Origin of the sequence: Streptomyces cyaneofuscatus, assembly GCF_042718795.1 — a bacterium.
Classification (GTDB): Bacteria; Actinomycetota; Actinomycetes; order Streptomycetales; family Streptomycetaceae; genus Streptomyces; species Streptomyces cyaneofuscatus_A.
Map to the genome: position 1 here is coordinate 208446 of NZ_JBHXOX010000008.1, position 22363 is coordinate 230808.

General features: G+C 71.5%; 15 protein-coding genes and 1 pseudogene. 10 read left to right on the forward strand and 6 right to left on the reverse strand.

Annotation, left to right across the window (positions count from 1 at the left end; genetic code table 11):
• The 4 genes from nuoL (at position 1) to recQ (ending at position 7378) form a co-directional block, all read left to right on the forward strand.
• Positions 1-1896, forward strand: a complete 1896-nt coding sequence (gene nuoL, locus ACFWRT_RS11250; RefSeq protein WP_380953519.1) for an NADH-quinone oxidoreductase subunit L — start codon at positions 1-3, stop codon at positions 1894-1896.
• Positions 1897-1900: 4 nt separating this feature from the next.
• Positions 1901-3472 (forward strand): NADH-quinone oxidoreductase subunit M, encoded by a 1572-nt coding sequence (locus ACFWRT_RS11255; protein WP_380953520.1) that lies wholly within the window; start codon positions 1901-1903, stop codon positions 3470-3472.
• The gene (nuoN, locus tag ACFWRT_RS11260) at positions 3469-5133 is read left to right on the forward strand and encodes an NADH-quinone oxidoreductase subunit NuoN (protein ID WP_380953521.1); all 1665 of its coding nucleotides are present in this window, start codon (positions 3469-3471) and stop codon (positions 5131-5133) included. Before ACFWRT_RS11255 ends, nuoN begins: the two co-directional genes overlap by 4 nt.
• A gap of 193 nt (positions 5134-5326) precedes the next feature.
• The gene (recQ, locus tag ACFWRT_RS11265; RefSeq protein WP_380953569.1) at positions 5327-7378 is read left to right on the forward strand and encodes a DNA helicase RecQ; all 2052 of its coding nucleotides are present in this window, start codon (positions 5327-5329) and stop codon (positions 7376-7378) included.
• Positions 7379-7409: 31 nt separating this feature from the next.
• Here recQ and ACFWRT_RS11270 read toward each other — a convergent pair.
• Positions 7410-7631 (reverse strand): annotated as a pseudogene (locus ACFWRT_RS11270) (Uma2 family endonuclease); the annotation flags it as partial.
• Positions 7632-7716: 85 nt separating this feature from the next.
• Positions 7717-9183: an alpha/beta hydrolase gene (locus tag ACFWRT_RS11275; RefSeq protein WP_380953522.1), complete on the reverse strand. Its 1467-nt coding sequence runs from the start codon at positions 9181-9183 to the stop codon at positions 7717-7719.
• A gap of 344 nt (positions 9184-9527) precedes the next feature.
• Between ACFWRT_RS11275 and ACFWRT_RS11280 the strand changes: the two genes are divergently transcribed.
• Positions 9528-10820 carry a sensor histidine kinase gene (locus ACFWRT_RS11280; protein ID WP_380953523.1) on the forward strand — a complete coding sequence of 431 codons (1293 nt, stop codon included), beginning with the start codon at positions 9528-9530 and terminating at the stop codon, positions 10818-10820.
• The gene (locus ACFWRT_RS11285) at positions 10807-11511 is read left to right on the forward strand and encodes a response regulator transcription factor (protein WP_380953524.1); all 705 of its coding nucleotides are present in this window, start codon (positions 10807-10809) and stop codon (positions 11509-11511) included. The genes ACFWRT_RS11280 and ACFWRT_RS11285 overlap by 14 nt, the downstream gene beginning before the upstream one ends.
• 75 nt (positions 11512-11586) lie before the next feature.
• Here ACFWRT_RS11285 and ACFWRT_RS11290 read toward each other — a convergent pair whose 3' ends face one another.
• The 4 genes from ACFWRT_RS11290 to ACFWRT_RS11305 form a co-directional block, all read right to left on the reverse strand.
• Entirely contained in the window at positions 11587-12315 is a 729-nt protein-coding gene (locus tag ACFWRT_RS11290; protein WP_380953525.1) for a GOLPH3/VPS74 family protein, read from the reverse strand.
• A complete protein-coding gene (gene fahA / locus ACFWRT_RS11295; protein WP_380953526.1) occupies positions 12312-13541 on the reverse strand; it encodes a fumarylacetoacetase in 1230 nt (409 codons plus the stop codon). Before fahA ends, ACFWRT_RS11290 begins: the two co-directional genes overlap by 4 nt.
• Positions 13542-13710: 169 nt before the next feature.
• A complete protein-coding gene (locus ACFWRT_RS11300) occupies positions 13711-15705 on the reverse strand; it encodes a CocE/NonD family hydrolase (protein ID WP_380953527.1) in 1995 nt (664 codons plus the stop codon).
• A 156-nt stretch (positions 15706-15861) separates the two neighbouring features.
• Positions 15862-17361 carry a peptide MFS transporter gene (locus tag ACFWRT_RS11305; RefSeq protein ID WP_380953528.1) on the reverse strand — a complete coding sequence of 500 codons (1500 nt, stop codon included), beginning with the start codon at positions 17359-17361 and terminating at the stop codon, positions 15862-15864.
• Positions 17362-17520: 159 nt separating this feature from the next.
• Here ACFWRT_RS11305 and ACFWRT_RS11310 point away from each other — a divergent pair, with 159 nt between their 5' ends.
• The 4 genes from ACFWRT_RS11310 to ACFWRT_RS11325 all read left to right on the forward strand — a co-directional run bounded on the left by ACFWRT_RS11310 (position 17521) and on the right by ACFWRT_RS11325 (position 22166).
• Positions 17521-18531 (forward strand): polyprenyl synthetase family protein, encoded by a 1011-nt coding sequence (locus ACFWRT_RS11310; protein ID WP_380953529.1) that lies wholly within the window; start codon positions 17521-17523, stop codon positions 18529-18531.
• Between the two features lie 285 nt (positions 18532-18816).
• A complete protein-coding gene (locus tag ACFWRT_RS11315) occupies positions 18817-20082 on the forward strand; it encodes a LolA family protein (protein WP_380953530.1) in 1266 nt (421 codons plus the stop codon).
• Positions 20083-20197: 115 nt separating this feature from the next.
• The gene (locus ACFWRT_RS11320) at positions 20198-21271 is read left to right on the forward strand and encodes an ATP-binding cassette domain-containing protein (RefSeq protein ID WP_380953531.1); all 1074 of its coding nucleotides are present in this window, start codon (positions 20198-20200) and stop codon (positions 21269-21271) included.
• Positions 21258-22166 carry an ABC transporter permease gene (locus ACFWRT_RS11325; RefSeq protein ID WP_380953532.1) on the forward strand — a complete coding sequence of 303 codons (909 nt, stop codon included), beginning with the start codon at positions 21258-21260 and terminating at the stop codon, positions 22164-22166. The genes ACFWRT_RS11320 and ACFWRT_RS11325 overlap by 14 nt, the downstream gene beginning before the upstream one ends.
• Positions 22167-22363: the final 197 nt, after the last annotated feature.

The window sequence follows — 22363 nt, forward strand, 5'->3', positions numbered from 1 at the left end:
GTGGAGAACCTGATCGCGCTGCTCGTCGCGGCGCCCCTGCTCGGAGCGGCGGTCCTGCTCTGCGGCGGCCGCCGGCTGGACAAGACCGGGCACTGGCTCGGCACGGTGCTCGCCGCCGCGTCGTTCGTCATCGGCGTCGTCCTCTTCGCCGACATGCTGGGGAAGGGCGCCGAGGACCGGGCCCTGCACCAGCACCTGTTCAGCTGGATTCCGGTGGAGGGCTTCCAGGCCGACATCGCCTTCCAGCTCGACCAGTTGTCGATGACGTTCGTCCTGCTCATCACCGGTGTGGGCACCCTGATCCACATCTACTCCATCGGCTACATGGAGCACGACGAGCGCAGGCGCCGCTTCTTCGGCTATCTCAACCTGTTCCTCGCGGCGATGCTGATCCTGGTCATCGCCGACAACTACCTGCTGCTGTACGTCGGGTGGGAGGGCGTCGGTCTGGCGTCGTACCTGCTCATCGGCTTCTGGCAGCACAAGCCCAGCGCGGCCACCGCGGCGAAGAAGGCGTTCCTGGTCAACCGCGTCGGTGACGTGGGTCTTTCGATCGCCATCATGCTGATGTTCACCACCTTCGGCACCTTCGCCTTCGGGCCGGTGCTGGAGGCGACCGGTGACACCAGCGAGGGCAAGCTGACGGCGATCGGCCTGATGCTGCTGCTGGCCGCCTGCGGCAAGTCGGCCCAGGTGCCGCTCCAGTCCTGGCTCGGTGACGCGATGGAGGGCCCGACCCCGGTCTCCGCCCTCATCCACGCCGCGACCATGGTCACCGCCGGTGTCTATCTGATCGTCCGCTCCGGCGCCATCTTCAACGGCGCTCCGGACGCCCAACTGGTCGTCGCCATCGTCGGTGCGGTCACGCTGATCTTCGGTGCGATCGTCGGTTGCGCGAAGGACGACATCAAGAAGGCGCTCGCGGGCTCCACGATGTCGCAGATCGGCTACATGATCCTCGCCGCGGGCCTCGGCCCGATCGGGTACGCCTTCGCGATCATGCACCTGGTGACGCACGGCTTCTTCAAGGCCGGGCTCTTCCTGGGAGCCGGTTCGGTGATGCACGGCATGAACGACGAGGTCGACATGCGCAAGTACGGCGGCCTGCGGAAGTACATGCCGGTCACCTTCATCACCTTCGGCCTCGGCTACCTCGCCATCATCGGCTTCCCGGGCCTGTCCGGCTTCTTCTCCAAGGACAAGATCATCGAGGCGGCCTTCGCCAAGGGCGGCACCGAGGGCTGGATCCTCGGCTCCGTAGCCCTTCTCGGCGCCGCGATCACCGCCTTCTACATGACGCGCGTGATGCTGATGACCTTCTTCGGTGAGAAGCGCTGGCAGCCCGACGCGGAGGGCCACGAGCCGCACCCGCACGAGTCCCCGAAGTCCATGACGCTCCCGATGATCGTGCTGGCCGTCGGATCGGTCTTCGCCGGTGGCTTCTTCGCCATCGGTGACCGCTTCGTCAACTGGCTGGAGCCGGTCACCGGTTACGAGCACGGGCACTCCCCGCTGAGCGTGGCCACCGTCACCGGAGCCACCGTGGTGGCCCTGGTCATCGGCGTCGCGATCGCCTGGACGATGTACGGGCGCAAGCCGGTGCCCGTCGTGGCCCCGCGCGGCTCGCTGCTCACCCGGGCGGCCCGCCGCGACCTGCTCCAGGACGACTTCAACCACGTGGTCCTGGTCCGCGGCGGCGAGCACCTCACCCGCTCGCTCGTCTACGTCGACCACTCCCTGGTCGACGGCGTCGTCAACGGCACGGCCGCGTCGGTCGGCGGGCTCTCCGGCCGGCTGCGCAAGCTGCAGAACGGCTACGCCCGCTCCTACGCGGTCTCGATGTTCGGCGGTGCGGCGGTCGTCATCGCCGCGACCCTGCTGATGAGGGCGGTCTGATCACATGTCCTTTCCCCTCCTGACCGCGACGGCGGCGCTCCCGGCCATCGGAGCCATCGTCACCGCCGCCGTCCCCGCCGCACAGCGCACCGTGGCCAAATGGGTCGCGCTGTTCTTCTCGCTGGGCACGCTCGTCCTGGCGGGCATCGTCTTCGCCCGCTTCGAGCCGGGCGGCGACCGCTACCAACTGACCGAGTCCAAGGCCTGGATCGCCGACTTCGGCGTCCGGTACGAACTGGGCGTGGACGGTATCGGGGTGGCCCTCCTCGGGCTCACCGCGCTGCTCATCCCGTTCGTCATCGTGGCCGGCTGGCACGACGCGGACCCCCTGGAGACGAAGTCCTCGCGCTGGCGCCCCACCCAGGGCTTCTTCGCGCTGATCCTCATGGTCGAGGCCATGGTGATCCTGTCGTTCCTCGCGACCGACGTCTTCCTCTTCTACATCCTGTTCGAAGCCATGCTCATCCCGATGTACTTCCTCATCGGCGGCTTCGGCGACCGGGCCCACGCGGGCAGCGACGAGAACGCCTCGAAGCAACGCTCGTACGCGGCGGTCAAGTTCCTCCTCTACAACCTGGCCGGTGGCCTGATCATGCTGGCCGCCGTCATCGGGCTCTACGTGGTCGCGGGCAGCTTCTCGCTCTCCGAGATCGCGGCGGCCCGCGCCGACGGCACCCTGGAGATGGCGACCTCCACCGAGCGGTGGCTCTTCCTCGGGTTCTTCCTCGCCTTCGCGATCAAGGCCCCGCTCTGGCCGCTGCACACCTGGCTGCCCAACGCGATGGGCGAGGCGACCGCACCGGTGGCCGTGCTCATCACCGCGATCGTCGACAAGGTCGGCACCTTCGCGATGCTCCGCTTCTGCCTCGGGCTCTTCCCGGAGGCCAGCAAGTGGGCGACGCCGGTCGTCATCGCCCTGGCGCTCGTCTCCATCGTCTACGGAGCACTGCTCGCGGTCGGCCAGCGCGACATCAAGCGGCTCATCGCCTACGCCTCGATCTCGCACTTCGGCTTCATCATCCTGGGCATCTTCGCGATGACCAGCCAGGGCCAGTCGGGCGCCACGCTCTACATGGTCAACCACGGCATCTCCACCGCAGCGCTGCTGCTGGTCGCCGGATTCCTCATCACCCGGCGCGGCTCGCGGCTCATCGCGGACTACGGCGGGGTGCAGAAGGTCGCCCCCGTGCTGGCGGGCACCTTCCTCATCGGCGGTCTGGCGACGCTGTCACTGCCGGGACTCGCCCCGTTCGTCAGCGAGTTCCTGGTCCTCGTCGGCACGTTCAGCGCCTACCCGGTGGCCGGGATCATCGCCACCTCCGGCATCGTGCTCGCCGCGATCTACGTCCTCGTCCTCTACCAGCGGACGATGACCGGCCCGGTCGCCGAGTCGGTCCGCACCATGCCCGACCTCAAGGCGCGTGAGCTGGTGGTCGCCGTACCGCTGATCGCGCTCCTGCTCCTGCTGGGCGTCTTCCCGAAGCCGCTCACCGAGGTCGTCAACCCGGCGGTCAAGCACACCATGTCCGACGTACAGAAGAAGGACCCCCAGCCCGAGGTGGAGGCCGCCAAGTGAGCGCAACAGCTGTCCACAGCCTGTGGACGACGGCGAGCGGGGTGACATCCGCAGCCCCGGGGGACCGCTTCACGGCGCCCACGATCGAGTACGCCCAGCTCGCGCCCGTCCTGATCATCGTGATCGGCGCCGTCCTGGGCATCCTGGTGGAGGCCTTCGTCCCGCGTAAGGCCCGCTACCACGCCCAGCTCCTGCTGACCGTGGTGGCGCTGGCCGCCGCGTTCGCCGCCGTCGTGTCCCTCGCGGCCGGCGGGTACGCCACGACGAAGGCCCAGATCGCGGCCATGGGCGCCATCGCGATCGACGGCCCCACTCTGTTCCTCCAGGGGACCATTCTCCTGGTCTCCGTGGTGGCCGTCTTCACCTTCGCCGAACGCCGGCTCGACCCCGCCGCCCACGGCAACCGGGTCGACTCCTTCGCCGCCCAGGCCGGTACGGTCCCCGGCAGCGACGCCGAGAAGGCCGCCGTCCGCGCGGGCTTCGCCACCACCGAGGTCTTCCCGCTGGTCCTGTTCTCGGTGGCGGGCATGCTCGTCTTCCCCGCCGCCAACGACCTGCTGACCCTCTTCATCGCGCTGGAAGTCTTCTCGCTCCCGCTCTACCTCCTCTGCGCCGTCGCCCGCCGCAAGCGGCTGATGTCGCAGGAGGCGGCCGTGAAGTACTTCCTGCTCGGCGCGTTCTCCTCGGCGTTCCTGCTCTTCGGGATCGCCCTCCTCTACGGCTACGCGGGCTCCCTCTCGTACGCCACCATCGCCAACGTCGTCGACGGCTCGGTCCTGGAGATCGACCCCGCCCTCGCCGGCACCATGGGCAACGACGCGCTGCTGCTCATCGGCGGCGCGCTGATCCTGGTCGGCCTGCTCTTCAAGGTCGGTGCCGTCCCGTTCCACATGTGGACCCCGGACGTCTACCAGGGCGCCCCGACCCCGGTCACCGGCTTCATGGCCGCCGCCACCAAGGTCGCCGCGTTCGGCGCCCTGCTGCGCCTGCTGTACGTGGTGCTCCCCGGGCTCACCTGGGACCTGCGGCCGGTGCTGTGGGCGGTGGCCATCATCACGATGCTGGGCGGGGCGATCGTCGCGATCACCCAGACCGACATCAAGCGGCTGCTGGCCTACTCCTCGATCGCGCACGCCGGCTTCATCCTGGCCGGTGTGATCGCGACCAGCCCGGAAGGGGTCTCCTCGGTCCTCTTCTACCTGGGCGCGTACTCCTTCGTGACGGTCGGCGCGTTCGCCGTCGTCACGCTGGTACGGGACGCGGGCGGCGAGGCCACGCACCTGTCGAAGTGGGCCGGGCTCGGCCGCCGCTCGCCGCTGACCGCTGCGGTCTTCGCGGTGTTCCTGCTGGCCTTCGCCGGGATCCCGCTCACCTCGGGCTTCTCCGGCAAGTTCGCCGTCTTCAAGGCGGCGGCGGAGAGCGGCGCGGGCGCGCTGGTCGTGATCGGTGTGATCTCGTCGGCGATCGCCGCCTTCTTCTACATCCGCGTGATCGTCCTGATGTTCTTCAGCGAGCCGAAGGCGGACGGCCCCACGGTCGCCGTCCCGTCCCCGCTGACCATGACGACGATCGCGGTCGGTGTGGCGGTCACGCTGGTGCTGGGCCTGGCCCCGCAGTTCTTCCTGGACCTCGCGGGCCAGGCGGGGGTCTTCGTGCGGTAGGCGCAACGCACAGCGAACAGTGCCGGACGGTCTTTATCCACAGACCGTCCGGCGTTGTCGTAGGAGGCGCCTATCGTGGTCGGGGACGGAGAGCAGACGGACAAGGGCCGGACGGCGCGGACGGCGCGGGCGGCAGGGGCCACGGGCCGGACGGCCGCGGACCCCGGGGGACAGAGCATTGGAAAGCGTGACCATGGATGTGACCGGGACGGTGACCGGCAACGGGACCGACACCGCTGACCGCTCCGAGACCGAGGCGCAGCGGACGCTGCACCGGGTCTTCGGATACGACGCGTTCCGCGGCGAGCAGGGCGCGGTCATCGAGCATGTGGTGTCCGGCGGGGACGCCGTCGTGCTCATGCCGACCGGTGGCGGAAAGTCCCTCTGCTACCAGATCCCGTCCCTGGTCAGGCGCGGTACCGGGGTCGTCGTCTCCCCGCTGATCGCCCTCATGCAGGACCAGGTCGACGCCCTGCGCGCGCTCGGTGTGCGGGCCGGCTTCATGAACTCCACGCAGGACTTCGACGAGCGCCGCTCGATGGAGGCCCAGTTCCTCGCGGGCGAGCTGGACCTGCTCTACCTGGCGCCGGAGCGGCTGCGGCTGGACTCCACGCTCTCGCTGCTGGCCCGGGGCGAGATCTCCGTCTTCGCGATCGACGAGGCGCACTGCGTCGCCCAGTGGGGCCACGACTTCCGCCCGGACTATCTGGCCCTGTCGGTGCTCGGCGAGCGCTGGCCCGACGTCCCGCGCATCGCCCTGACGGCGACGGCCACGGACGCCACACACCAGGAGATCACCCGCCGTCTCGGCATGCCGGACGCGAAGCACTTCGTCGCCAGCTTCGACCGGCCCAACATCCAGTACCGGATCGTCCCGAAGTCCGACCCCAAGAAGCAGCTCCTCACCTTCCTCAAGGAGGAGCACGAGGGGGACGCGGGCATCGTCTACTGCCTCTCCCGCGCCTCCACGGAGAAGATCGCGGAGTATCTGACCCGCAACGGCATCAACGCCGTCCCGTACCACGCGGGCCTGGACGCCTCCACGCGCGCCACCCACCAGGCGCGCTTCCTCCGCGAGGAGGGCCTCGTCGTCGTCGCGACCATCGCCTTCGGCATGGGCATCGACAAGCCGGACGTCCGCTTCGTCGCCCACCTGGACCTCCCGAAGTCCGTCGAGGGGTACTACCAGGAGACCGGCCGCGCGGGCCGGGACGGGGAGCCGTCGACGGCCTGGATGGCGTACGGGCTCCAGGACGTCGTCCAGCAGCGCAAGCTCATCCAGGGCGGCGAGGGCGACGAGGCCCACCGCCGCCGGGCCGCCGCCCACCTGGACTCGATGCTGGCGCTCTGCGAGACCGTCCAGTGCCGCCGGTCCCAACTGCTGACCTACTTCGGCCAGGAGCCCACGGCCGCGAACTGCGGCAACTGCGACACCTGCCTGACCCCGCCGGAGACCTGGGACGGCACGGTCGTCTCGCAGAAGCTGCTCTCCACGGTGGTCCGCCTCAAGCGCGAGCGGAACCAGAAGTTCGGCGCGGGCCAGATCATCGACATCCTGCTCGGCCGCAAGACCGCCAAGGTCATCCAGTTCGACCACGACCAGCTCTCCGTCTTCGGCATCGGCGAGGAGCTCGCCGAGGCGGAGTGGCGCGGCGTGGTCCGCCAACTGCTGGCGCAGGGCCTGCTCGCGGTCGAGGGGGAGTACGGCACGCTGGTCCTCACCGACGACAGCGCCACGGTGCTCGGCCGCGAGCGGGAGGTCCTGCTCCGCAAGGAGCCGAAGAAGCCGACGACCCGCTCGTCGTCCTCGGCCGGCGGCTCCAAGGGCGCCAAGGGCAAGGCGGCCGCGGCCGACCTCCCCGCCTCCGCCGTCCCGGTCTTCGAGGCGCTGCGCGCCTGGCGCGGCGCGACGGCCAAGGAGCAGGGCGTCCCGGCGTACGTGATCTTCCACGATGCGACGCTGCGGGAGATCGCGACCCTGCACCCGTCCTCGCTCGCGGAGCTGGGCGGCATCAGCGGCCTGGGCGAGAAGAAGCTCGCGACGTACGGGGAAGGCGTCCTGGAGGTCCTGGCGGAGACGTCCCCGGCTGCGGCGGCCGCCGCTCCGGAGGCTCCCGCGCCGACGGCACCCGCGCCCCGCGCGGCGGCTGCGGCTCCGGCCCCGGCGCGTAAGAAGGCCCCCGCAGCCCAGCCGGTCGGCGACCCCGAGTTCGGCTGGGACGAGGAGCCGCCCGAGTACGAGTGAGGCGCGGCCAGGGCGGCGGGACCTACCGGCTGATCGTCTCCAGCGCAGCCGGTGCGGCTGCCCGCACGTATTCGCCGAAGAAACTGATCGCCCACGAATGGAACAAGGTCTGCGGATTCATGAAAACGAGGCTCCCGTCGATCAGCTCCGTGTGCGGAGGCAGATTCGGGAGTGTGTCCAGGTCATCGGCGGTCCAGCCGGCCTCGGGCGGGACCGCCCACCGCGGCTCGGAGGCCTCCGCCAGGAACCGGATCCGGATGACCCGACCGTGGGAACGCCTGCCGCGAGGCTGACCGATGTCGCATCGCTCCAGGCGTTCCCAGGCGGTGTCCCGTCGGCTACCCCGCGGCGCAGCGCAGATCGCCCGCCGGGCGCTTGCCCGTGGTGAGGAACCTGGTGGCAGCCTCGTTGGCGCAGGTGTTGGTGCCGAAGGGGTAGACGCCGTGGCCGCCCTGGTCGGCGGTGACCATCCTGGCCCGTTGGCCCAGCGCCTGCCGGAGCTTCAGGGCTCCCGCCAGCGGGGTTCCCGGGTCGCGTTCGTTCTGGACCAGCAGGATGTTCGACGGTCCCCGGTCGCCGATGCGCACCGGGGGCTCGCGGTGCTCGGACGGCCAGAACGCGCAGGGGGTGATGTTCGCCGTCGAAGCGCCGAGCTTCGGATACCGCGCGCGGTCGACCAGGACGTTCAGTTGGTAGCCGATCTGGTGGCGGGGCCACCGGGAGTCCGCGCACAGGACGTGGAGGCGGGAGGCCGCGGTGTTCTCCTGGTCCGGTGTCGGCTCGAAGGGGTAGGGCTTCCCCGCCTTCAGGGTCTGCCACATCGTCGCCAGCTCCGGAAGCTGCGCTTCGGAGTAGAGCAGCTCCAGGGTCAGCCCGCGGAACAGGGTTCCAGTGATGTTCCCCTGCGGCTCGGCGTCCAGGCGGCGGGCGAGGGCGGCGTACGTGGCCTCCACCTCGACGGGGGTGGTGCCGAGGCCGTACGCGGGGTGCTGGGACGCGTACGCCGCGAAGTCGGGGAACCGGTCCTCCATGCCGCGTGCCAGCAGCCGGAACGCGGTGACGTCGTAGCCGCGCGGGCCGAGGACGCTGTCGAGCACGATCCGGTCGCCGCGCTCGGGGAACAGGTGCGCGTAGGTGGCACCGAGCTGGGTGCCGTACGAGGCTCCGAGGTAGGAGATCTTGGGCTCGCCGACGGCGGCCCGGATGCGGTCCATGTCCCGCGCGGTGTTCGCCGTCGTGGTGTGCGGCAGCATCCACGCGGTGTCGGACGCGGCGCACTGCCGGGCGAGGCCACGCGCGTACCGTGCCTCGCGCACGACGTCGGTCGGGCCGTGGGCGTACGTGGGGTACGCGCCGCGCTTGAGCTGGCTCGGCGTCAGGTCGCAGGTCACCGGGGTGCTGCGACCCACACCGCGCGGGTCCATACCGATGATGTCGTAGGCGTCCAGCACCTGCTGGGGCAGTTTCGCCCCGGCGAGGCCCAACGGGTAGCCCAGGCCGGAGACCCCGGGGCCGCCCGGGTTGGTGAGCAGCACACCGCGGCGCTGCGCGGGCTTCTGGCTCGGCAGCCGGGAGACCGCGATCTCGATCTGGCGGCCCTCGGGATCGCGGTAGTCCAGCGGCACCTTCAGCGTGCCGCACTGGAGCTGTTTCGGAGGGTTCGCCCCCGGACAGGGCCCCCACTTCAGCGGTGCCGGTGCCGGTGCGGTGGCCGCCGCGTCCGGTGTCGCGCCCGCTGCCGGGGCGACCCAGGTCGCGACGACGGCGGTGGCGGCAAGAGCCAGGGCCAGGGGTTTCCGGCGCATACGAAGTCCTCCTTGTCGTCCGTGAGAAGCCATCAGTCTTCCGGCCGTGCGGCTGTCGGCGCATCGTCCGCTCGGGCCGTCGCACCCAGGACCGGGGACGGGTGGACGGACGCGGTTCTTCGACCGGAGTCGAAGACGGTCCCCTCCCCAGGTCGGACGACCCGGCCGCACCGCGTCGAGATAATGAACCGATGGAGACGGACGCCGTGCCACCCCAAGGGCCCGCGCCACCCCGCACGCCCACGCCTTTCCCAGAGCCCGCGCCATCCCGCACGTCCGCGCCATCCCGCACGCCCGAGCTTTCCCCAGCACCCGCGCCTTCTCAAGGCCCCGGGCAGCAGGCGGTGCGGCTCGGGGCCGCCGCTGTTGTGGGGGCGCTGCTCTGGCTGCTCACCGGTGCGCTGCTGCCGCGTGGCTGCGCGGCGGACTCCTGCTCCTGGTTCGTCACCGGCGACCCGCTCGTCGCCCTCGGCTGCCTGACCGCGGTGGCCTGGCGGCGGCGGTTCCCCGTCCCCGTGGCGCTCGCCGTCGCCGTCGCGTCCGCCGCCTCCGCCCTGGCATCGGGGGCGGCGCTGCTGGCGATCGGCTCCCTGACGGCCCGGCGGCGTCCGGCCGAGATCGTGCCGGTGGTGGCCGCGTTCGTTTTCGCGCCGCTGTTCACCACGGGGCTGTACCCGGTGGAGCGGCCGCCCGGTGCCCCCTGGATCCAACTCGTCCTGCAACTGCTGACGGCGGGGTTCGCCGTCGCCACGGGATGGGCCGTCGGGGCCCGCCGCGCGGAAGTCCTGTCGCTCCGCGAACGGGCCCGGAGCGCGGAACGCGAACAGGCCGCCCTGGCGGACCGGGCCCGGGTGCTGGAGCGCAACCGGATCGCCCGCGAGATGCACGACAGCCTCGCCCACCGGATCTCCCTGGTCGCCCTGCAGGCCGGGGCGCTGGACCACCGGGCCGATCTGGCGGAGGAGGAGCGCGCCGTCCTGGTACGGGGGATCGCGGACGGTTCGCACCGGGCCCTGGAGGATCTACGCGATGTCCTCGGCGTGCTCCGGGCCGAGCAGCCGGACCGCCCGAAGCCGCCCCGCCCCTCCTACGACCGGGTCCCGGCCCTGGTTGACGACGCCCGGGCCTCCGGCATGGACGTGACGCTCACCGTCGACACGACCGGCGAACCCCCGGACGCGGTGGGCGACCTCTGCTACCGCATCGTGCGGGAAGCGCTGACCAACGCCGCCAAGCACGCCCCCGGCGCCCCGGTCCGGATCACTCTGGACGGGGAGCCCGGCGGCGCGCTCGGTGTCGCCGTCCGCAACGGTCCGGCCGCCCGTACGAGGACCCGGCCGCCGGCCTCCGGGTACGGCCTGCCGGGCCTCGCCGAGCGGGTCCGGGCGGTCTGCGGGACGATCGGCCACCACCCGGCGCCCGACGGCGGGTTCTCCCTCGCCGCCCGACTGCCCTGGCCGGACGAGCCCGCCTGGTCGCCGCGGCCGGACGAGCCCGCCCGGTCGCCGCGGCCGGACGAGCCTGCCCGATCGCCGCGGCCGGACGACCCCGCCCGATCACCGCGGCTGGACGACCCCGCCCGGTCGCCCCGGCCCGACGACGAGCCCAGCGGAGGCACCGAGCGTGGAGTCCGGTAAGCCGCCGGTGCGGGTGGTCGTGGTCGACGACGAACAGCTGATCCGTATGGCGGTCCGTCTGGTCCTCGACGGCGAGAGCGACCTCAGTGTGGTCGGCGAGGCGTCCGACGGGGAGGAGGCCCTCACCCTCGTACGGGAGAAGACGCCGGACGTCGTGCTCATGGACGTGCGGATGCCCGGGCGGGACGGCGTGAGCTGGACGCGCGAACTTCTGGCGCTGGACCGCCCGCCGCGCGTCATCGTCCTGACCGCCTTCGACTCCGACGCGCTGGTACTCGACGCGCTGCGCGCGGGAGCGCTCGGTTTCGTCCTCAAGCACACCCCGCCCGACCGGATCATCGACGCGGTGCGGACGGTCGCCGGCGGCGAACCCGCCCTGTCGCCGCAAGCCACGGCGCGGCTCATCGCGGCGGCCACGGCGGCCGACGGCCCGGCGGTCGGCGCGGCCGTCCGGGAAGCCGCCCGGAAGCGGCTGTCCGCCCTGACCCGACGCGAACTCGACACCGCGCGGGCCATCGCGGAGGGGCTGGGCAACCGGGAGATCGCCGAGCGGCTGGGCATCACCGTCGCCACCGTCAAGGCCCACACGAGCAGCCTGTTCAGCAAGCTGGAGGTGGACAACCGGGTGCGGATCGCCCTGCTGGTCCGGGACGCCGAACACCCGGGACCCCGGCCGGAGCCGGACGGCTGAGCCAGGACATCGGGACGACTGAGCAGGACATCGGGACGGCTGAGCCAGGAGATCCGGAAGGCGGACGGGAAAGCCCTAGTCCCCGCCGCCCCCGCAACCGCCCCCGCAGCTACTCCCGCCGTCGCCCCAGCCGCTGTCGCCTCCGCCTCCGCTGTCGCCGCCGGAGGTGTTCTGCTTGACGTTGTAATGGACCGCCATCGCCGTCCATTCGGAGCGGCGCAGGACCTTCATCGCCGTGCGGCCGGGGCGGCCGTTGCGGGTCAGTGCGCCGGCGAGGCCGATCGCGGAGACCAGGGCGGCCAGGAGGCGGTCGCGGCGGTCCGGGTAGCCCGCCGTCTCGGCCAGGGTGAACCGCCTGCGGAGGCTCGGTACGAGGTCCGGCTGTACCGGGAAGTGACGGTGGTACGGGAACAGGCCGAGGAAGCGGCGGTTCTCCCGGGAGAGCAGGGAGCGCTCGACCAGGGAGTCCAGGTAGGTGTCCCGTACGTGCTTGTCGAAGTCGCCCACCCAGCGCCGGGCGCGCATCCCGGAGCGGCGGCCCTTGGCCTGGGGCAGGGTCCGCAGCAGGGCGGCGAGGAGCGGGTCGGCCGGGTCCAGCGGGTTCACCACCCGGACCCGGCCGTGCTCCTCCCGTATCCGCCCCTGGAGCTCCAGCTCCGCGAGGACCGCCCCGGCCACCCCGTACGCCAAAGACGCGGCCTCGCACATCGGCTTGCCGCGCCCCGGGTCCAGGGTGAGCAGGATCAGCTCCTCGGGCAGCGTCAGCGTAGGAGCGCCAGGTACCGAAGAAGCGGGAGTCGTCATGGTGCCGTGACGATCCTGCCGGTCACATCGCCGAGGCCCACGCGGGTGCCGTGCGGGCCGGGGGCCCAGGCCGTCAGCGTCACGGTGTCGCCGTCCTCCAGGAACGTCCGCTTGCCCTCGGGGAGTTCCAGCGCGTCGCGGCCGTTCCAGGTGAGCTCCAGGAGGGAGCCGCGCTGGGCGGTCTCGGGGCCGCTGACCGTGCCGGAGCCGTACAGGTCCCCGGTCCGCAGCGACGCGCCGTTGACCGTCATGTGGGCGAGCTGCTGGGCCGCCGTCCAGTACATCGAGGCGAACGGCGGCTCGGCGACGACCCGGCCGTTGATCTCGACGGTGATCCGGATGTCGAAGCCGCCGTGCTCCTCCTCGTTCGCGTCGTCGAGGTAGGGCAGCAGGGGCACGTCCCGGGTCGGCGGGGCGGTGCGGGCCGCGTCCAGGGCCTCCAGCGGGGTGACCCACGCCGATACGGAGGTGGCGAAGGACTTGCCGAGGAACGGGCCCAGCGGCACGTACTCCCAGGCCTGGAGGTCGCGCGCCGACCAGTCGTTGAGCAGCGAGAGCCCGAAGACGTGCTCGCGGAAGTCGGCGAGCGGGACCGGGGTGCCGTGGGCGGAGGGGACGCCGACGACGAAGCCGACCTCGGCCTCGATGTCCAGCTTCACCGAGGGCCCGAAGACGGGCGCCGGGTCGGTGGGCGCCTTGCGCTGGCCGCTGGGGCGCACCACGTCCGTGCCGGAGACCACGACGGTGCCGGAGCGCCCGTGGTAACCGATCGGCAGGTGCTTCCAGTTGGGCGTCAGCGCGTCGCCGTCCGGCCGGAAGATCTGCCCGACGTTGGTGGCGTGGTGCTCGCTGGCGTAGAAGTCGACGTAGTCCGCGACCTCGTACGGCAGGTGCAGCGTCACCGCGTCGACCGGGTGCAGCAGCGGCTCGATGTCCGCGCGGTGGCCCGGGACCGTCAGCCAGGCGGTGAGCGCGCGGCGCACATCGCTCCAGGCGGTGCGGCCCGCCGCGAGCAGCGGCGTCAGGCTCGGCTGGGCCAGCAGTCCGGCGTACGGGGAGCCGAGCGCGTGGGCGGCGGCGCCGGCGTCCAGCACGTGGTTGCCGATGCGGACGCCGACCCGGCGGTCCTCGGGGTGGTCAGGGGTGGAGAACACACCGTAGGGGAGGTTGTGCGGGCCGAAGGGGTCGCCCTCGGGCAGGTCGAGCGGGCTGCTCTGCTCGGGCATGTGTTGCTGCCTCGCTTTCCAGGTCGTGTGGAGGACACGTTACGTCGGAGGTCCTACCCCACGGCAGTGCCCCGACTATCCCCGACCATCCCCAACTGTGCCTATTGCCCGGAAAGTTCGAAGGGTCCCCCGGAAATCCGGAGGACCCTTCGAACGCGACGCGGCCCGCTCAGCCCGCCGTGCGCGGAATCCGCTTCTCCCAGGTGCGGTGGAAGACGACCTCGCCGCCGTCCTTGCAGATCACCTCGTTCGAGGTGATGAAGTCGTTGTCGTCGGCGGCGATCTCCGAGCGCGTCTCGATCTCCACGTCCCAGGACATCTCCGGCCGGTGCAGCCGGATCCGCCAGTCGCTGCGGGTGCGGGCGGAGAGCGGGTCGTCCTGCTGGATCGTGTACGTCTCCAGGGCGTCCTCGGTGAATTCGAGGCCGTCGGGGTAGACCCGTGTACCGCCGTAGCGCGGGTCGACCTCCAGCCGCCACTCGCCCTTGGCGACATCGCGGACGACGAGCCGTTCCGGGCGCGGCTCCTCCAGGGTGACCGGGTAGACGACGCCGAGCGGTTCGGCCTGTTCCGGTTCGCCGAAGGTGATCGCCGGGTCCTCGGTGTGGCGGCGCACCGGCAGTTCGACGAAGCTGCCGTCCGCGTCGAGCGTGAACCCGGCCGAGCCGGCCTGCGGCCAGATCCAGGGCCAGTACGAGGAGGAGACCGCGAGCCGGATGCGGTGGCCGGGCGGGAAGGTGTGGCCGATGCCGTTGAGGTCGAAGACCACGTCCTCGGTGTCGCCGGGCGTCCAGTCGTCGGTGCGGTCGCGGCCGTGCCGGGCGGCGAGGTTGAGGACGCCCCGGGTGACCAGGGTGGAGGAGCCGTCGGGCGCCACGTCGCAGAGCCGGGCGATAGCCTGGCCGCGCGGTACGTCCATCCGGAGGCGGAGCTTCACCCGGGGGCGGCCGAGGATCTCGATCGGCGCCTCCTCGACCGGGAACTCGAACGACACCGACTTCGCGTCCTCGTCGCGCTGGTCCGGCGGCAGGTCCGCCTCGTTGCCGAACGGGAAGAAGCGGCCCGCGTCCAGGCCGGTCTGCTGCGGCGAGGCGACGATCCGCTCACCGCCCTGGAGCGCGTACGCCACCGGGGAGACGTTCGCCGAGGGCCAGGAGGCGTCCCCGACCCAGCGGCCGGGCAGCGTCTCGTACACCGTGGCGGGCGGGTGCGAGCCGCTGATCCAGGACCGCAGCAGCGGCTCCCGCATCACGCCCGTCTCCTTGCCCTTCAGGTGCTGGTCCCACCAGCGCAGCGTCTCCTGGAGGAAGCCGATCGCGGGACCCGGCGGCAGCCCCCGGTCCGGGTACTGGTGCGACCACGGGCCGATGATCCCTCGCACCTGCCCGGGGTCCAGGTGCTCGACCAGGCGCAGGACGGTGTCGCGGTACGGGTCGTGCCAGCCGCCGACCGCCAGCACGTTGGCCTTGATCGCCCCGTAGTCCTCGCAGACGCTGCCGTGCTTCCAGTAGTCGTCGCGGCTCTGGTGGGCCAGCCAGGTGTGGATGAGCGGCTCGACCGCCTCCAGCCGCTCCAGCCACATCTCCTTCCAGCCGTCGCCGACCTGCGCCGGGTCCGGCGGGCGGGAGACGAAGGCGAGCATGGTGGCGGCCCAGGCGTGCATGTCGACGGCGAGGACGGAGCCGCCCATGTAGTGGACGTCGTTGTCGTAGCGGTCGTCGGCCGAGCAGACGGTGACGATCGCCTTCAGCGGCTCGGGGGCGAGCGCGGCGATCTGGAGCGAGTTGAAGCCGCCCCAGGAGATGCCGAACATCCCGACCCGGCCCGAGCACCACTCCTGCTGGGCCAGCCAGTGGATGACGGCGACCCCGTCGGTGAGCTCCTGCGCGTCGTACTCGTCGCCCGGCAGCCCCTCGCTGTTGCCGTGGCCCCGGACATCGACCCGTACGGAGGCGTAGCCGTGGCCCGCGTACCAGGGGTGGCGCTGCCAGTCGCGCGGGGCGGTCCAGTCGCCGAGCCGGTAGGGCAGGTACTCCAGCAGCGCGGGGACCGGTTCGTCGGTCAGGGGCCGCCAGATCCGGGCGTAGAGCCGGGTCCCGCCGGGCAGCGGGATGTCCACGTCCTCGCGGGTCGTCTCGTACGGGAACTCGGTCGTGATGTTCATGGGTCACCTCGGTGGGGGACGGGGGACGCCTTCTTATGAGGACGCGACGCTCTGTAGAGGACGCAGCGCTCTGTAGAGGACGCGACGCTCTGTGGAGGACCCGACGCCTTCTTTCAGCGACGGCTGCCAGTGGACGGGGTGCTCGGGGCGTACGGCTCAGTGGACGGGGTGCATCGTGCGCTTCAGCCAGGGCGCGGCGGCGATCATCGCGACGCCCGCTGCCACGGCGATCGCGCCGTTGACGCCGAAGTAGGCGGGGGTGGAGACCTCGCCGTACAACTTCACGACCTGCGCCTGGATGCCGTTGGCGACGGCCAGGGACAGGAACCACAGGGCCATCGTCTGGCTGGCGAAGGCCTTCGGGGCGAGCTTGCTGCTGGCGGAGAGGCCGGAGGTCTCCAGCAGGACGTCACCGAGCCCCAGCAGCAGGTAGGAGCCGACGATCCACCAGGCGGCCATCTTGTACGTGTCGTCGGCGTGGCCGGAGGTGGGCAGGACCATCAGCAGGAACGACAGCCCGCCCAGGATGACGCCGAAGGCGATCTTGTTGGAGGCGTGCGGCTGGCGGCGGCCCATCCTGACCCAGGTGGCGGCCACGACGGGCGCGAGCGCGACCTCGAAGGCGCCGAGCGCGGAGGCGTACCAACTGGCCGGGAAGGTGAAGCCGAGGATCTCCGTGCGGGCGTTGGTCGACGCCAGCAGGATCATCGTGGAGTACGCCTGGAAGAGGATGAAGTTGAAGACGACGGACCCCAGGAAGAGCACGACGTACGGCCGCAGCCTGCCGCGTTCCTCGGCGGTGACCCGCGGGCTGCGGAACATCACCACGAAGTACGTGATCGGGGCGATGACCGAGATGACCGTGAGCACGTCCACGAACCGGTCGATGGTGAGCCAGCCCGCCAGCGCCAGGGCGGTGGCGAGGACGGCGACCACGACGGCCCCGCCGATGATCAGCCGCATCGCGCGGCGCATGGCGGCGGGGGCGAGCGCGAATTCGGCGCCCTCCTTGCGTCCGACCAGGTGACGACGGCCCGCCACGTACTGGATCAGGCCGAGGGTCATCCCGATCGCGGCGGCCGAGAAGCCCCAGTGCCAGCTCGCGTGGTCGCCGAGCCAGCCGGTGATCAGCGGGCCGGCGAAGGCGCCGATGTTGATGCCCATGTAGTAGAGCGCGAAGCCGGCGTCGCGCCGCTCGTCGTCGGTGCGGTAGAGCTTGCCGACCATCGAGGCCACGTTGGGCTTGAGGAGCCCCGTCCCGGCGCTGATCAGCCCGAGCCCGACCCAGGTCATCGCGTCGGTCGGCACGGCCATGGCGTAGTGGCCGCAGGCGATGAGGATGCCGCCGTACAGCACGGCCCGGTACGAGCCGAGGATCCGGTCGGCCAGCCAGCCGCCGGCCACGGAGACCAGGTAGACGAGGGTGCCGTACGCGGCGGATACGGAGGCGGCGGTGCCGGGGTCCATGCCCATGCCGCCGCCCGCGACGGTGTCGGCGAAGAACAGCACCAGGATCGCCTGCATGCCGAGGAACGAGAACCGTTCCCAGACCTCCAGGCCCGACAGGGTCATCAGACCCCGTGGCTGGCCGAAGAAGGCGCGGTCGTCCTCGGGCGGGGGCCGGTCCGGCTCGGTGTCGGCAGCGGTGTGGGACAAAGCGGAGACTCCTGATCGTATGAGCTGATCCCGAACATACCGGCGGTGATGGGAAGGCGCCCACGGTGATCCACAGGAGACCGGATACGCTGAAGTTGATTCGAGACTCAGCGACACATCGACAATGAGTGTGATCGTCAGCAGACAGGAGATGCCCTCGTGACCGTCGTCGGGCCGTTCGGACTGCACGTGCGGGACCAGGCTCTTGAGGCCGACGTCCAGACGGGCCTGGCCGCTGTCGAAGCAGGGCTCCTCGAAGCCACCAAGAGCGATGTGCCCTTCATCACGGAGGCCGCCCAGCACCTGGTGCGGGCCGGGGGCAAGCGGTTCCGCCCCCTGCTGGTCATGCTCGCGTCACAGTTCGGTGACCCCGACGCGCCGGGTGTCGTCCCCGCGGCCGTCGTCGTCGAGCTGACCCACCTGGCCACGCTGTACCACGACGACGTGATGGACGAGGCCGACGTACGCCGCGGGGTGGAGAGCGCCAACACCCGCTGGGGCAACTCGGTGGCGGTCCTCACCGGCGACTTCCTGTTCGCCCGCGCCTCCCACATCCTGGCCGACCTCGGTCCCGATGCCGTACGCATCCAGGCCGAGGCGTTCGAGCGGCTGGTCACCGGCCAGATCCTGGAGACCGCGGGCCCGCGCGACGGCCGGGACCCGGTCGATCACTACCTGGACGTGCTCAGCGGCAAGACCGGCTCGCTGGTCGCCGTCTCCGGCCGGTTCGGCGCGCTGATGGCCGGCGCCGACGAGCGGACCGTGGACATCCTCACGCAGTACGGGGAGCGGCTCGGCATCGCCTTCCAGCTCGCCGACGACGTCCTCGACATCGCTTCGGACTCCCACGAGTCCGGCAAGACCCCCGGCACCGACCTGCGCGAAGGCATCCCCACCCTCCCGGTGCTGCGGCTGCGTGCCCAGGCCGCGGAGGACGGCAAGCCCGACGACCTGGAGCTCGTCGAGCTGATCGACGGCGACCTGAGCGACGACGACACCCTCGCCGAGGCGCTGCGCCGGCTGCGCGCCCACCCGGCGCTGGAGCAGGCCCGCCAGGACACCGTCCGCTACGCCCAGGAGGCACGCGCCACGCTGGCGCCGCTGCCGGAGGGGTACGCGAAGTCGGCCCTGGAGGAGCTGTGCGACGCGGTGGTGCATCGCGCGGGCTGAGAGCACGCGCGGCGCGTTCCCCGGTGCGTTCCCCCGGCGCCCTCCTTGGTTGACGACGCGTCACCCAATAGGCCACCCGGGGCCCTACCCCTACGGGATGGCTGATGTGCCCCGTCCGGTTGTCATACCGGAGCAGTAGTCAGGTTGATCCCCGGGGTTGACGCTTCAGGCCGCCCGATTTGGTCAGATGGATACCAACCACTCCTGACCACATCGGGTGAGAATGGCGGCAGGGAGTGGATGAGCAACCGGACGGAAGCCGCCGACCACGGAGGTAGGGCACACATGGCACCGAACGACAGCGCGGAGACCATCGGCGAGGCCACGGGCACTGTCGTGGGCCGTCGGAAGGCGGCGCGCTACATCGTCCCCGTCGCGGTCGCGGGGGTGGCGGCCGCGACCATCGGGCTCGTCCCGGCACTCGCCAACGCCGGCGACCCGGACCTGCCGAAGATCAGCGCACAGGAACTCATCGAGAAGATCGCCGCTTCCGACGAGGAGCAGCTCTCCGGCACGTTCAAGATCAGCACGGACCTCGGCCTGCCCCTCGACGGCCTCGCGGGATCGTTCCTGCCGGGCGCGGACGGCGAGGGCAAGGACGGCGGCGCCGCCGCACCGGAGGACAAGCTCATGGAGCTGACCTCCGGCACGCACACGCTGCGGGTGGCCGTCGACGGCCCGGAGAAGCAGCGGCTCTCCATCCTCGGCAAGGCCTCCGAGTACAGCGTCGTCCACAACCAGGGCGAGGTCTGGGCGTACGACTCGAAGTCCGACGAGGTCTATCACGCCGAGGCGCCCGAGGGCGCGGGCGCCGAGAAGGAGGCCCCGAAGGACCCGAAGGCTCCGAAGGGCGTCCCCGCCACCCCGAAGGACTTCGCCGAGCAGGCGCTGGCGGCGGTCGGCGACACCACGTCGGTCACCGTGGACGGCACCGCGCAGGTGGCGGGCCGTGACGCGTACCAACTGCTCATCAAGCCGAAGCAGGAAGGCTCGACGGTCGGTTCGGTCCGGATCGCGGTGGACGCGGAGAACGGCGTACCGCTGAAGTTCACGCTGGCCGCGGCGGCCGGCGGCAAGGCCGTGGTCGACGCCGGCTTCACCAAGGTGGACTTCGCCAAGCCCGCCGCCTCGTCGTTCGACTTCACCCCTCCCAAGGGCGCCAAGGTGACGGAGGCCGACGAGCTGGAGACCGGCAAGGACGAGCACGGCACGCCGCAGAAGGCGCTTCCGGAGCAGTTCTCCGGCCAGATCCCGGGGCTGGAGGGGCTGGAGGGCTCCGAGGGCGTCAACGTCATCGGCAAGGGGTGGACGTCGATCGCCGCCATCGAGATCCCCGGCGGCAAGGGCCTGCCCACGGCGGGCTCGGGCGACGTCCCGGCCGAGGCCCAGGGCTTCCTGGACGCGCTCGGCGACAAGGTCACCGGGAAGTTCGGCTCGGGCACGGTCTTCAAGACCCGCCTCGTCAACGCCCTGCTGACCGACGACGGCAAGGTATATGTCGGAGCGGTGACGAAGGACGCGCTGGTACGGGCGGCCGACGGCGCCAAGTAGGGCCTACGGGATCACCCGGTCGTACCGCCCCGTCGCGCACCCGTGCGGCGGGGCGGTCCGGCCTCTGCGCCCGCCCTGGGCCCCCGCGCGTGCTGAGCTGAGAGGTGCGACCGGCATGACGGAGACGGAGACAGCGGCGACTGCGGGCGCGGCGGCGGCTGCGGGCACGGCGGCTGCGGGCACGGCGAGGGCTGGGGACACAGCGACAGCCCCGACGTATGCGGCCCGGGGCGGAGCCGCCCCCGTCATCGAGAACCCCGTCATCGAGACCCGCGGCCTCACCAAGCGCTTCCGGGGCGGCCGGCTCGCCGTCGACGGCCTCGACCTCACCGTCCCCGGCGGCAGCGTCTTCGGCTTCCTCGGCCCCAACGGCTCCGGCAAGACCACCACCATCCGGATGCTCATGGGCCTCATCGACCCCACGTCCGGCACGGCCAGCGTCCTCGGCCGCCCCATGCCCCGGGCGGCCCGTACGGTCCTCCCGGAGGTCGGCGCGCTGATCGAGGGCCCCGCCCTGTACGGCTACCTGAGCGGCCGCGACAACCTCCTGCGGTACGACCGGGCCGACCCCACCGCCGACCCGCGCACCCGCCGTGCCCGCGTCGCCCACGCCCTGGACCGGGTCGGCCTCGCCGCCGCTTCGGCCAAGAAGGCGAAGGTGTACTCCTTCGGCATGAAACAGCGTCTCGGGCTCGCCGCCGCCCTGCTCCGGCCCCGCCGCCTGCTCGTCCTGGACGAGCCGACCAACGGCCTCGACCCGCAGGGCATGCGGGAGATCCGCTCCCTGGTCCGGGAGCTGGCGGCCGAGGGGACCACGGTGTTCCTCTCCTCGCACCTGCTGGACGAGATCGAACAGGTATGCACCCACGCGGCGGTGATGGCTCGTGGCCGACTGCTGGTCCAGGGTTCGGTCGCCGAACTCGCCGCGAGCGCCCGCGGCCGCCTCGCCGTCACCACCCCCGACCCCGCCGACGCCGCTCGCATCCTCCAGGAGCACGGCCTCGGAGGCGTGAGCGTGGACGGCGACCGGCTGACCGCCGACGCCCCGCCCGCCACGGTGGACCTCGCGGACCTCAACGCGGCGCTGGTGGGCGGCGGGGTGCGGGTGCGGGCGTTCGGGATCGAGGGCGGATCGCTGGAGGACGCGTTCGTGGCACTCACGGGAGAGGGATTCGATGTCGCAGGCTGAGACCGCCGGACCGACGGGGACCACGGGGCAGAACCCCCGTAACCCTCTATGGACGCTCGGAATCCTCCGCTCCGAGATCACCACCATCCTCCGCCGCCACCGCACGTACGCGCTCCTCGCGGTGCTCGCCGCCGTCCCCGTACTCATCGGGATCGCGGTCCGCATCGAGACGGGCGGCGGCGGTGCGGGATCGGGATCAGGGGGCGGGCCGGACGGCGGGGGAGGCCCGGCGTTCCTGACGCAGGTCACCAACAACGGGCTCTTCCTGGTCTTCGCCGCCCTCGCCGCGACGCTCCCGGTCTTCCTCCCGATGGCCGTCGGCGTGGTTGCGGGCGACGCGATCGCGGGCGAGGCGAGCGCCGGGACGCTGCGCTACCTATTGGTCGCTCCGGCGGGCAGGACCCGACTACTTCTGGCCAAATACGCGTCGGTTCTGGCCTTCTGCCTGGTCGCGACCTTCGTGGTGGCGGCCTCGGCGCTGGCGGTCGGCGCGCTGCTCTTTCCCGTGGGCGAGGTCACGACGATCTCCGGTACCCGGATCAGCTTCGGCGAGGGTTTGGTGCGGGCCGCGCTGACGGCGGCGGCCGTCGCGGCGTCACTGATCGGGTTCGCCGCGGTCGGGCTCTTCGTCTCGACGCTGACCAACAGCGGGATCGGGGCGATGGCGGCGACGGTCGGGCTGCTGATCACGGTGCAGATCCTGGACAGCATCCCGCAGCTGAGCGGCATCCACCCCTACCTGTTCCCGCACCACTGGATGTCGTTCGCGGACGTCCTGCGCGAGCCGGTCCACTGGGAGGAGCTCAGCAAGAACTTCCAACTCCAGGGCCTGTACGCGGCGGTGTTCGGTTCGGCGGCCTGGGCACGCTTCACCACGAAGGACATCACGGCCTGAGCCGGCGGCCATCAGGGCCGGGCCAGGCAGGGCGGTCGTCCGGTGGCCGGATCGGATCGGATCAGATCGGTGAGCGGTCGTCCATGCCGTCGGCCGGGCGAGCCGTCCCCCGATCGGCTCGTCGCGGCACGAACGGCACGAACGGTGCGGAGGGTGGGAACGAACCGACACGGTACGTTCCGTTTCCGCTTGGGTAT

Coding starts and splice junctions, on each gene's coding strand:
- ACFWRT_RS11290 (WP_380953525.1), bottom strand. CDS start 12,315: ATGACGACTCCCGCTTCTTCGGTACCTGGCGCTCCTACGCTGACGCTG.
- ACFWRT_RS11320 (WP_380953531.1), top strand. CDS start 20,198: ATGACGGAGACGGAGACAGCGGCGACTGCGGGCGCGGCGGCGGCTGCG.
- fahA (WP_380953526.1), bottom strand. CDS start 13,541: ATGCCCGAGCAGAGCAGCCCGCTCGACCTGCCCGAGGGCGACCCCTTC.
- ACFWRT_RS11315 (WP_380953530.1), top strand. CDS start 18,817: ATGGCACCGAACGACAGCGCGGAGACCATCGGCGAGGCCACGGGCACT.
- ACFWRT_RS11255 (WP_380953520.1), top strand. CDS start 1,901: ATGTCCTTTCCCCTCCTGACCGCGACGGCGGCGCTCCCGGCCATCGGA.
- ACFWRT_RS11325 (WP_380953532.1), top strand. CDS start 21,258: ATGTCGCAGGCTGAGACCGCCGGACCGACGGGGACCACGGGGCAGAAC.
- ACFWRT_RS11275 (WP_380953522.1), bottom strand. CDS start 9,183: ATGCGCCGGAAACCCCTGGCCCTGGCTCTTGCCGCCACCGCCGTCGTC.
- ACFWRT_RS11300 (WP_380953527.1), bottom strand. CDS start 15,705: ATGAACATCACGACCGAGTTCCCGTACGAGACGACCCGCGAGGACGTG.
- recQ (WP_380953569.1), top strand. CDS start 5,327: ATGGATGTGACCGGGACGGTGACCGGCAACGGGACCGACACCGCTGAC.